A 10900-nucleotide genomic window follows, 5' to 3' on the forward strand; every position below is an offset into this window, starting at 1 on the left:
AAGAAGACGCCCCGACCGTGCAGGCGATAAGTTCACCCGTACGATGGGGGGCCACCCCCGCGCCCCCGCATCCTCGCGTGCCGGCGACAGCGACGTTAATGATCACACTGACAAAGGACATGAGAGTGAACATCCGCTCCCTCACTCGAGGCGACGGCGTGGTGATCGGAGCAGCGGTGTTGCTGTTCATCGCCTCGTTCCTCAGCTTCTACTCGTACGACTGCGCGTCGACGATCTGCCCCACGGAGCCGAACGGCTGGAAGGCCGGCCTCTTCCCCGTCCTGCCGTCGATCTTCCTCGCCGGAATCATCGCCGCCGGTCTCGTCGTCGCCGCGCGTTTCCAGCCCGAGGGCCGCAAGCTCGTGGGCCTCGGCCTCGACCAGTGGGGCACCGCGCTCGCCGTGTTCGCCGCGTGGTCCTCGCTGTGGACGATCGTCGGCGGCGCCCAGGGCGTGTCCCCGGGCATCGGCCAGATCCTGGGCCTCATCGCCAACCTGGCGCTGGCCGCCGTGGCCGTCCTCACCCCGCGCACCCCGGCCCTGAAGGCCCCGCTGGTGAGCGCTCCGGGCCCGCAGGCCCCGTCCCCGTACGGCGCCGGCCCGAACCCGGGCTACGGCTACCCCGGTCCGGGCGCCGCCCAGTCCGGCCCGTACGGCGCCCAGCAGCCCTACGGCGCCCAGCAGGGCCAGCCGGACGCGAGCCAGGGCGGTGCCGCGGCCGCGCCGTCGCCCGCCGCCGGCCAGCCGGCCGCTCCGGCCGGGGACTTCGCCCCGTTCTGGTTCGCGGTGCCGGTGCCGCGCCCGCTGTACGGCGAGGACGGTTCGCCGTCGCAGATCGCCGAGCTCGCGCCGGGCACGTGGTACCTCGCGGTGGAGCAGCGCGGCCAGGCCCTGGTCGCGCAGACGCAGGACGGCCGCCGGGGGGCCCGCCGTTTTGCGCGCAGGCACAACCACCACGCTCCTCGCGGGCCCGGGGTTCCCCCGGAACAACCCTCCGCCGCAACGGCGAGCAACCACCGCGGCGCGGCCCGGCGATGCCGAACCCGGCCCTGCCACCTGCCCGCCCCTGCGACTTGCCCGCCCCCGCGAGGACCGTCTTGTCCGGGCGCGGCCCGGGTCGTACAGTCAGCCGCGCACCTGACGGCACGTCAGCTTCAGACCCTGCCGGGAGGCCCCCGTGCGGCTCGGACTCGCGCTCGGCTACTGGGGCCGCGGCCCCGACCCGCGCCACCTCGCCCTCGCCCGGGAGGCCGAGCGGCTCGGCTACCACTCGGTGTGGACCGCAGAGGCCTGGGGCTCCGACGCCTTCACCCCCCTCACCTGGATCGCCGCGCACACGACCCGTATCCGGCTCGGCACCGCCGTCGCCCAGATGGCCGCCCGCAGCCCCACGGCCACCGCGATGCACGCCCTGACCCTCGACCACCTTTCCGGCGGCCGGCTGCTGCTCGGCCTGGGACTGTCGGGCCCGCAGGTCGTCGAGGGCTGGTACGGGCGGCCGTTCCCGGACAGCCCGCTGACCGCGACGCGCGAGTACGTGGACGTGGTGCGCCAGGTGCTCCGCCGCCGGGCACCGGTGACGCTGGAGGGCCGCCACCACGCCCTCCCCTACGACGGCCCCGGCGCGACCGGCCTCGGCAGGCCGCTGCGCCCCATCACCCATCCCCTCCGCCCGGACCTGCCCGTCCTGCTCGGCGCCGAGGGACCCCGCAACGTCGCCCAGACCGCGCGCATCGCCGACGGCTGGCTGCCCCTGTACTGGTCCCCGCTCCGCACGGACCTGCACGCCGAGGCCCTCGCCGCGGCTCCCCCGGGCTTCCTGGTGGCGCCGCTGGTCCGGGCCCGGGTGTGCGCCGACGTCGCCGAGGGGCTGCTGCCGGTGAAGGCGATGCTGGGCTTCTACATCGGCGGCATGGGGCACGCGCGCCGCAACTTCCACGCCGACCTCATGGCCCGCATGGGCTACGCGGAGGAGGCCCGGCGGGTGCGGGAGCTGTTCCTGGCCGGGCGGCGCGAGGAGGCCGTCGCGGCCGTGCCGGACGCCTTCGCCGACGAGATCTCGCTCGTGGGGCCGCGCGGGCGGATCGCGGAGCGGCTGGAGCTGTGGCGGGCGGGCCCGGTGACGGACCTGCTGGTGACGGCGCCGGACGAGGAGACGCTGCGGGTGCTGGCCGGCCTGGTGTGAGGGTGGGCTCGCGCCGCCCTCACGGCCGGTCCGGCCGCCCGTGCCCGTGGAGCCAGGGGCCGAAGACGCCGCCGAGGTTCTTCCCGGTGCGCTGCTGCCAGAACCGCTCGAACTCGGCGGTGCCGGCGTTGCCGTGCTTGTGCTCGCTCACCCAGGCGCGGGTCGTGGCGAAGAAGGCCTCGTCGCCGACGGCCTGCCGCAGCTTGTGCAGCACCATGGCGCCGCGGCCGTAGACCGGCGGGTCGGAGACCGTGGCCGGGGCGGGGTCGGCGGGCGGGAAGGCCCAGATGCCGTCGCTCAGCGGGTCCTTGCCGGTGTAGTAGTCGTCGAAGATGCGCTGGACGGAACGGCCGCCGTGCTTGTCCTCCCACAGCCATTCCGCGTACGCGGCGAAGCTCTCGTTGAGCCACATGTCGCGCCAGGTGCGCGGGGTGACGGAGTTGCCGAACCACTGGTGGACGACCTCGTGCACGACGGTCACGTCGTCCGGGGCGGAGTCGAAGTACGGCTTGGTCTGGGTCTCCAGGGCGTAGTCGACGTACGGGTTGTGGTCGACGACCGCGCCGGCGGAGGAGAACGGGTACGGGCCGAAGAGCTCGCTCGCCCAGGCGATGGCCTCGGGCAGGAGCTTCTCCAGGCGGGGCCCGGCCGAGGACTCCTTCGGGTGGGTGGCGATGTAGAGGGGCAGGTCGCCGGCGCGGGCGGTGGTGACCTTGAACGGGGAGACGGCCACGCTCGCCAGGTAGCTCGCCATGGGCTCGGCGCTGTGCCAGGAGAAGACCGTCCGGTTCCCCTTGGTCCTCTGCTGCTGCAGCTCGCCGTTGGCGACGGCGGTGTAGCCCTTGGGGACGGTCACCTCGATGTCGTAGGCGGCCTTGTCGGAGGGGTGGTGGTTGCCGGGGAACCAGGCCATCGAGCCGGTGGGCTGGCCGAGGCCGACCGCGCCGTCGTCGGTCTCGATCCAGCCCTCCAGGGCGCTGCCGTCCTCGTCGGTGATCTCCTTCGGCGTGCCGTCGTAGACGACGACCGTCTCGAAGTCATGGCCCTTGGTGAGCGTCTCACGGGGCGTCACCGTCAGCTCGGTGCCCTTGCGGGCCGTGCGGGCCGGGCGGCCGTCGACGCGGGCGCTGCGGACCTTCAGTCCCTTGAGGTCGAGGTTGAAGGAGCCGAGGTCCTGCGTCGCGCGGGCGGTGATGACGGCGGTGCCCTTGAGGTGGTTGCCCTCCGGGGTGTAGTCGAGGGTGAGGCCGTAGTGCCGGACGTCGTATCCGCCGTTGCCCAGGCGCGGGAAGAGCGGGTCTCCCGCGCCGGGCGCCCCGGCCTTGGGCGTCGCGGCGTCACCGGAGCCGCAGGCCGCCACGAGCACGAGGGCGGCGGGCAGCACGGCGGCCCGGGCGAGCCTGCGGGACACGGAGGATCTGGGCACAACGGTCATACGATGATGCTCTCATCCGGCCTGCGGGCGGGCTCGGTGGACATGGCGTCCCCCGGAGAGGCCGTCAGAATTCGGCGCGCTCCAGCCAGAAGTCGAGCAGCTCGCGGTCGCCGACGACCTCGACGCGGTCGCTGTCGGCGGGCAGGCGCCGGTAGAGGACGCTGAGCACGTCGGTCATGGGCCCGCGGACGGCCACGGCCGCCTTCTCGTGGGCCCGGCGCCAGGTGATGCCCTCGCCGGTGCAGTCGATGAACCACTCCGCGTCGAGCTCCGCCGGGGTGTCGGTCGCGTGCAGGTGGAGGGTGCGGCCGGGGCCCGGCAGCTCCTTCAGCCGCGGCTTGAAGGCGAGCGCCGCCGGGAAGGTGAGGATCTCCAGCCACTCGTCGACGCAGTCCGCCGCTATGGCCGGGTCGGCCGTGAAGGGAAGACCCAGGGCGCCCACGGCGTCGGCGCGGTGCATGAGGGTCTCGTGCGCCATCCGGCGGGCCCAGAAGGCGGACCGCTGCTGCTCGGAGAACGTCCACACCGGGCTGTCGGGGCCCGCCTCGCGCAGCACGGCCACCAGCGCCTCGGCGCCCTCGGCGAGCCAGGCGGTGAGGCCGGGCAGATCCTCCGCGGAGGGGTCGCCCGGGGCGGGCTGGGGCAGGCCCTGCACGATGGTGGCCGGCGGCACGAACTCCGTGACCCGCTCGCGCACGAGGCGGGTGGCCATGCGGTGGGCCTGGCCCACGTGCACGAGGAGGTGGCCCAGCGTCCACTCGGGGCAGGTCGGCACGGTGACAGAAACATCGGCGCCCTCGCCCAGGGCGCCGCACAGCAGGCGGGTCTGGTCGAGGATCTCGGAACAGTAGCGGTCGAAGCTGAGCGTCGTCGTCATGACCTCACTGTAGGACCGCCCTCTGACAACGACCCTGGCGGGCGCGGTAGTTCGAATTCCGCTTTTTGCCTGTTCAGCGCGGCGGGGCGGGAAGGGCCGTCAGGCCCGGCGTAGCGGCACGGTTCCGGCGGAGTGCGCGGCCCCCGGCATCGGCAAGGCCCCGCCCCCGCCGGAGGCCGTACGCGTTACGCGCAGCAGTCCGGCTCCAGGCCCGCCGGGAGGCGTTCCCCGCCGAAGACCGCCGTCGTCGCCTCGTCGCCGCCGAGCGCGGCCGCCGCGAGGAGCAGCGAACCGGCCGTCCACGTGGTGCGCTCCTCCGGCCAGACGGCGTCGTCGTCGTACACGTAGCCCGTCCAGTACATGCCGTCCTCGGCGCGCAGGTGCTGGATCCACTGCAGGATCTGCACGGCGCGGTCGGACTCGCCCATCACCCACAGCGCGAGGGCGAGTTCGCAGCTCTCGCCGCCCGTCACCCACGGGTTGGGCAGTACGCAGCGCACGCCGAGGCCCGGGACGACGAAGCGGTCCCAGCCCTCCTCTATGCGCTCCTTGGCGGCCACGCCGGTGACGGCGCCGCCGAGGACGGGGTAGTACCAGTCCATCGAGTAGCGGCTCTTGTCGAGGAACCGCTCGGGGTGCCGGCGTATCGCGTGCGCGAGCAGCCCCGTGGCGAGCTCCCAGTCGGGCTGGGGCTCCTCGCGGTGCTCGGCGATGGCCAGGGCGCAGCGCAGCGCCTGGTGGATGGAGGAGGAGCCGGTGAGCAGCGCGTCGGTGACGGGCGTGCCGTCGTCCTCGCGCTTCCAGCCGATCTGCCCGCCGGGCTGCTGGAGCCGCAGGACGAACTCGACGGCGGCGTAGACGGTCGGCCACATGCTGTCGAGGAAGGCGTCGTCGCCGGTGGCGAGGTAGTGGTGCCAGACGCCGGCCGCGACGTAGGCGACGAAGTTGCTCTCGCGGCCGCGGTCGGTGGGCTCGTCGGCGGCGCCGTCGGCGTAGGCGGCGTACCAGGAGCCGTCGGGGTTCTGGTGCCGGGCGAGCCAGCGGTAGGCGGCCTCGGCGCGGCCGTGCTCGCCGGCGGCGTCGAGGGCCATGGCGGCCTCGACGTGGTCCCAGGGGTCGAGGTGGTGGCCGCGGAACCAGGGGATGGCGCCGTCGGCGCGCTGGGCGGCGGCGATGCCGGCGACCGTGCCGGCGACCTGTTCCGCGGTCAGGACGCCGGGCAGGACGAGGCGTTCGGTGCGGCCGGAGCCGCGGCTGAAGGTGGTCACGCCGCCACCCCGTCGCGGCCGGCGGGCAGGTGCGGCTTGGTCGCGTACGCCACGAAGCTCTTGCCGATGAGCGGGTTGAGGGCCTGCTCGGCGAGGCGGGTGGCCAGGGGCTTCTTCATGATGTCCCAGACCAGGAGCTTGTGGTAGGCGCGGACGGGCAGCGCCTTGTCGTTGTCGACGCCGAAGGCGCACTTGAGCCACCAGTAGGGGCTGTGCAGGCCGTGGGCGTGGTGCGTGCCGTACGGTTTGAGGCCGGCCTCGCGCATCTTGCCGAGGAGTTCGTCGCCGCGGTAGATGCGGATGTGGCCGCCCTCGACCTCGTGGTAGGCGTCCGAGAGGGCCCAGCAGATCTTCTCCGGCCCGTAGCGGGGCACGGTGACGGCGATCCGGCCGCCGGGCTTGAGCACGCGCACCATCTCCGCGAGCACGCCCTTGTCGTCGGGTATGTGCTCCATGACCTCGGAGATGATGACGACGTCGAAGCTGTCGTCGGGGAAGGGCAGCGCGAGGGCGTCGCCCTCCATGGCGGTGGCGGTGGCCCCTTCGGGGGCCTCACCCGCCTCCTTCATGGCGGCGAACCACTTGGCGACCTCGCGTATCTCCTCGCCGTTGCGGTCCAGCGCGACGACGCGCGCCCCGCGCCGGTAGCACTCGAAGGCGTGCCGTCCCGCGCCGCAGCCCAGATCGAGGACGCGGTCGCCTGCGGCGAGCGGGAAGCGGGAGAAATCGACGGTCAGCACGGGTATTTGCTTTCGGCCGGCGGGACGGGGTGGTTGTTTCCGGGTGCGTAAGGGTTACGGCGGGCGGCAGGGCACCGCCGGGCTGCCGCGACGGCGGCCCGTGCGCGCTGGAGCGCAGCGTCTGCGGTTCCCCGCGCGTGCCGCGGCGTGTCCCGGCGGTGCCGGGCGGGCTCGGTTCGGCACCGCCGGAACGCGCCATGGGGGCTGAGCGCCACCGCGGCGGAAAGTTCGTGTCGGCAGCACGGTCCGCCAGGTCTGCGACTGACGCCGCGGCAACCGTCTGCCGCTCCATACGTGCCGCAGGCACAACCCTCCGCCGCAACGGCGAGCAAGCCGCACGGCGGAGTCCGGCGGTGCCGGACGGCGGTCGTAGGGCACCGCCGGGACGCAGCGTCGTGGCCGGGCGCCGCCGCGGCGGGCACTATCTGCCCACGCCGGAGCGGCGCAGCTCCACAACTCCCCGCTGCAACGGCGAGCACACCCCGCGGCGTGGCCCGGCGGGGCCGGGTCGCCGGGGCGCTGGTGCGTGCGGCGGGCACTACGCGCGCCGTCCGGCGCGGGCGCCGCCCGCGAGGGCGATCGCCTCGCGGTAGTGGCGTGCCGTGCCGATCGCGGCCTCGCGCCAGGTGAAGCGGGAGAGGACGCGCTCGCGGCCCGCGGCGCCGAGGCGGCGGCGGAGGCCGGGGTCGGCGAGGAGCCGCCCGAGGGCGGAGGCGAGCGCTCCGGGGTCGCCGGGCGGGACGGCGAGGCAGGTCTCGCCGTCGGGGCCCGCGACCTCGGGGATGGCGCCCCCGGTCGTCGCGGCGAGCGGCGTCCCCGTGGCCATGGCCTCCGCGGCCGGCAGCGAGAAGCCCTCGTACAGCGACGGCACGCACGCGACCTGCGCCGACCGCACGAGATCGACCAGTTCGGCGTCGGTGATGCCCTTGACGAACTCGACGGCGTTCCCCAGCCCGCAGCGCCGGATCGCGGTGGCGACCGGCCCGTCCTCGGCGCGCTTGCCGACGACGACGAGGTGCGCGTCCGGGTGCCGGCGGCGGACCACCGCCAGGGCCTCGATCAGGTGCACCAGGCCCTTGAGGGGCACGTCCGCGCTGGAGGTGGTGACGATCCGGCCCGGGACCTCGGGCACGGACGGGTCCGGCGAGAACAGGTCCGTGTCGGCGCCGATCGGCACCACGTGCACCCGCTCGGCCCGTACGCCGAGGTGGTCGACGATCTCCTGGCGCGAGGAGCCGGAGACGGTCAGCACGGACGGCAGCCGCCGGGCGACACGTTTCTGCATGCGCGTGAACCCGTACCAGCGCCGTACGGAGGCCCGCCGCTTCCAGTCGGCGGCGGCGTCGAGGTCGAGCTGCCGGTCGACGGTGATGGGGTGGTGGATCGTGGTGACCAGCGGAGCGCCGATCGCGGCGGGGCCGCCCAGGAGCCCGTAGCCGAGCGTCTGGTTGTCGTGCACGACGTCGAACCGCCCGCGCTGCGCGGCGAGGTGACGGCGGGCGCGCAGGCTGAAGGTGAGCGGCTCGGGGAAGCCGCCCGTCCACATGGTGGAGACCTCCAGCGCGTCGATCCAGTCGCGGTACTCGTCGCGCCCGGGGGTGCGGAAGGGGTCCGGCTGGCGGTAGAGGTCCAGGCTCGGCAGCTCGGTGAGGGTCACGCCCTCGTCGAGGACGGGGTACGGCTGGGAGCCGATGACCTCGACGCTGTGCCCGAGGCGGGCGAGTTCGCGGGAGAGGTGGCGCACGTAGACGCCCTGGCCGCCGCAGAAGGGGTTGCCCTTGTAGGTGAGCAGTGCGATGCGCAGGGGACGGTCGCCCGGATCGCCCGCGTCCGCGCCCGCCCCGCCCGTGTCGTGGAGGGCGTCCCGGCGTGCGTCCCGCGCGTGCGCTGCGAGAGCTGCCTCAGTGGCCTCAGCGGTCACTCCCCCGGCCTCCTTCTGGCTGCTGTTCCGGCCGGAGCGTAACCGGTCGCGCTAATCTAGAACAAGTTTCAGACTGGGTCGTCCAGAAGCCTCGAATCTACCGGCCGCAAGGGCAGTCGCCAGGACCGGATCGGGTGATTCGCGCCACGGCCCGGCCCCTGCCATGCTGTGCCGTCCGGGCCGTACGGACACCCTGGATGGATGCCACGGAATGGGACATATGACGACGGAACCCAAGTCGCCGCCCGCGCGGGCCGTGCCCGCCGGACCCAGCCTCCCCCTGACTGAGCGTCAGGCGGCGCGCCGGCGCCGGATCCTGCGGGCCACCGAGGAGCTCGCGAGCCGCGGCGGCTTCGACGCCGTACAGATGCGGGAGGTCGCCGAGGCCGCGGGCGTCGCGCTCGGCACGCTCTACCGCTACTTCCCCTCCAAGATCCACCTGCTCGTCGCCACCATGCAGGACCAGTTGCAGCAGCTGCACGGCACGCTGCGCAAGCGCCCGCCGACGGACCCCGACCCGGCCGCGCGCGTGGCCCGGACCCTGATGCGGGCGTTCCGCTCGATGCAGCGCGAACCGCACCTGGCCGACGCGATGGTGCGCGCCCTCACCTTCGCCGACCGCTCGGTGAGCACCGAGGTCGACACCGTCTCCCGGCTCACCACGGCGATCATCCTGGACGCCATGGGGCCGGGCGGGCCGCCCACCCCCGACCAGCTCTCCGCCGTCCGCGTCATCGAGCACACCTGGCACTCGGCGCTCATCACCTGGCTTTCGGGGCGCGCCTCCATCGCGCAGGTGCGGATCGACATCGAGACCGTCTGCCGCCTCATCCGGCTCACTACCCCACAACAAGCCTGACGCGCTACCCCCGGCACCCGATTCATGAGGGGCGCTTTCGAGTGAACTTGGGGCGCACGTGGCGTGAATCATGCGCCCTTGCGCCCCCTCCATGTCAGGTATACGCGCCCGTCGCGGTGGCACACGCCGGTATGAATGGGCCTCGTGTCCGGTGCAGCGCTCGCTGCGCGGGGGAGGCGGGAAGCGGGAAGGCGGGGACCGTGATCCGGGTACTTCTGGTACATGACACCTATCTGCTGCGCACAGCGCTGGCGTTTCTGCTCGGCAGGGAGCCGGACCTGGACGTCTCCTCGGCGTCCTGGCAGCGCGCGGCGGACGTGTCGCGCTCGCTGCGGCCGCACGTGTGCGTGGTGGACATGGACAGCCCGGAGGCCGGCGGGCCGCGCGGGCTGGGCGAGCTGTGCGGGGCGGGCGGCACGGACGACGCAGGCGGCACTGGTGAGGCGGGCGGCGCGAGCGGGACGAACGGGACCGGCGGGGCGGGGGCCGCGCTGCTCGCCCTGGTCAGCGCGGGACGGCCGGGGCCCCTGCGCCGGGCGTACGAGGAGAAGGCCCTGGGATACCTGAGCAAAAACGCTTCACCGGACCGCTTGGTGGAGGGGATACGGCATGTGGCGAAGGGCGAGCGGTACATCGACGAGGCGCTCGGCTTCGGCTTCCTGGAGGCCGCGGAGATCCCCCTCACCAGACGAGAGCTGAGCGTGCTGTCACTCGCGGCCGAAGGGGCGTCCGTCGGGGAGATCGCCCGCAGCCTGCACCTGTCGAACGGCACGGTGCGCAACTACATGGCCGCCATCACCCGCAAGACCGGGGCGCGGAACCGGGTCGACGCGATCCGCATCTCGCGGGGGGCGGGGTGGGTGTGACGGGTGCTTCCCGCCGGCGTCCTCGCCCGCGTCCTCTCCCTCGCCCGCGCCCTCGCCCATGAGGTCCCGGTAGAGCGGCGAGCGCGCGAGCAGCTCGTGGTGGTCGCCGCAGACCGTGTCCGCCCCGTCCATCACCAGGACCAGGCCCGCCCGGCGGGCCGAAGCGGCGCGGTGCGCGATGACGACGAGGGTGCCGCCGGGGCGGCGGGCGAAGGCCCGTTCGGCGCGGGCCTCCGCGGCGGGGTCGAGGTGGCAGGTCGCCTCGTCCAGGACGGCGAGCGGCGCGGGCGACAGGTAGGCGCGGGCGAGCGCGATCTGCTGCCGCTCGCCCGCGGACAGCTCCGCGGGGGCGAGGGGCGCCGCGAAGCCGCCCAGGCGGCGGACGAGTTCCGTCATGCCGAGCGCCTCCGTGGCGGCCCGCAGCTCCTCCTCCGGTACGGGGGCGGGGCCGGGGCGCAGGTAGCCGAGGTTGGCGGCGAGCGTCCCCGAGAAGACGTACGCCTCCTGCGGGATCAGCACCCGCCGGGCGGTGGCCGCGGCCGTCTCCGCCCGGTGCCCGCCGACGGTGACCTCGCCGCCGCCGGGCCGCAGCAGGCCCGCGATCAGCCCGGCCAGCGTCGACTTCCCCACGCCGCTGGGGCCGACGACGGCCAGGTGCGCGCCGGGGGGCAGGGCCAGGTCGAGGTCCCGGACGACGGGGTCGGCGTGGTCTCCGTAGGCGAAGGTGAGGCGGCGGAGGCGGAGGGCGGG

8 protein-coding genes and 2 pseudogenes are annotated in these 10900 nt (G+C 74.2%); 4 read left to right on the top strand and 6 right to left on the bottom strand.

Annotated features, from left to right (window positions below; translation table 11 throughout):
- Nucleotides 1-125: 125 nt before the first annotated feature.
- Nucleotides 126-923: pseudogene (locus ACSNOH_RS16180) on the top strand (hypothetical protein); the annotation flags it as partial.
- A gap of 253 nt (nucleotides 924-1176) precedes the next feature.
- Nucleotides 1177-2184 carry an LLM class F420-dependent oxidoreductase gene (locus ACSNOH_RS16185; protein ID WP_436722032.1) on the top strand — a complete coding sequence of 336 codons (1008 nt, stop codon included), beginning with the start codon at nucleotides 1177-1179 and terminating at the stop codon, nucleotides 2182-2184.
- A gap of 19 nt (nucleotides 2185-2203) precedes the next feature.
- On the opposite strand, the gene ACSNOH_RS16190 is transcribed toward ACSNOH_RS16185, so the two are convergent.
- The 5 genes from ACSNOH_RS16190 to ACSNOH_RS16210 form a co-directional block, all read right to left on the bottom strand.
- On the bottom strand, nucleotides 2204-3619 hold the full coding sequence (locus ACSNOH_RS16190; RefSeq protein ID WP_436722033.1) for a M1 family metallopeptidase: 1416 nt from the start codon (nucleotides 3617-3619) through the stop codon (nucleotides 2204-2206).
- A 64-nt stretch (nucleotides 3620-3683) separates the two neighbouring features.
- Nucleotides 3684-4496 (bottom strand): maleylpyruvate isomerase family mycothiol-dependent enzyme, encoded by an 813-nt coding sequence (locus tag ACSNOH_RS16195; RefSeq protein ID WP_436722034.1) that lies wholly within the window; start codon nucleotides 4494-4496, stop codon nucleotides 3684-3686.
- A 185-nt stretch (nucleotides 4497-4681) separates the two neighbouring features.
- Entirely contained in the window at nucleotides 4682-5764 is a 1083-nt protein-coding gene (locus ACSNOH_RS16200; protein ID WP_436722035.1) for a prenyltransferase, read from the bottom strand.
- Nucleotides 5761-6504, bottom strand: a complete 744-nt coding sequence (locus ACSNOH_RS16205; RefSeq protein ID WP_436722036.1) for a class I SAM-dependent methyltransferase — start codon at nucleotides 6502-6504, stop codon at nucleotides 5761-5763. Before ACSNOH_RS16205 ends, ACSNOH_RS16200 begins: the two co-directional genes overlap by 4 nt.
- Before the next feature lie 538 nt (nucleotides 6505-7042).
- Nucleotides 7043-8425, bottom strand: coding sequence for a glycosyltransferase family 4 protein (locus ACSNOH_RS16210; protein WP_436722037.1), 1383 nt, complete (start codon nucleotides 8423-8425; stop codon nucleotides 7043-7045).
- 220 nt (nucleotides 8426-8645) lie between these two features.
- On the opposite strand from ACSNOH_RS16210, the gene ACSNOH_RS16215 reads away from it, so the two are divergent.
- Together ACSNOH_RS16215 and ACSNOH_RS16220 are read left to right on the top strand one after the other, a co-directional pair.
- Nucleotides 8646-9284 carry a TetR family transcriptional regulator gene (locus ACSNOH_RS16215; RefSeq protein WP_436722038.1) on the top strand — a complete coding sequence of 213 codons (639 nt, stop codon included), beginning with the start codon at nucleotides 8646-8648 and terminating at the stop codon, nucleotides 9282-9284.
- 356 nt (nucleotides 9285-9640) lie between these two features.
- Nucleotides 9641-10066 (top strand): annotated as a pseudogene (locus ACSNOH_RS16220) (LuxR C-terminal-related transcriptional regulator); the annotation flags it as partial.
- Here the strand turns inward: ACSNOH_RS16220 and ACSNOH_RS16225 are convergent.
- On the bottom strand, nucleotides 9992-10900 hold a 909-nt coding region (locus tag ACSNOH_RS16225; protein WP_436722039.1), incomplete at its 5' end, for an ATP-binding cassette domain-containing protein. The pseudogene ACSNOH_RS16220 and the gene ACSNOH_RS16225 overlap by 75 nt on opposite strands.

Source organism: Streptomyces sp. URMC 127, assembly GCF_051386535.1.
Taxonomy (GTDB): Bacteria; Actinomycetota; Actinomycetes; order Streptomycetales; family Streptomycetaceae; genus Streptomyces.

What these genes read in the sequence shown, in the direction of transcription:
- ACSNOH_RS16190 (WP_436722033.1), bottom strand. Translation starts at nt 3,619, where the DNA reads ATGACCGTTGTGCCCAGATCCTCCGTGTCCCGCAGGCTCGCCCGGGCC.
- ACSNOH_RS16195 (WP_436722034.1), bottom strand. Translation starts at nt 4,496, where the DNA reads ATGACGACGACGCTCAGCTTCGACCGCTACTGTTCCGAGATCCTCGAC.
- ACSNOH_RS16215 (WP_436722038.1), top strand. Translation starts at nt 8,646, where the DNA reads ATGACGACGGAACCCAAGTCGCCGCCCGCGCGGGCCGTGCCCGCCGGA.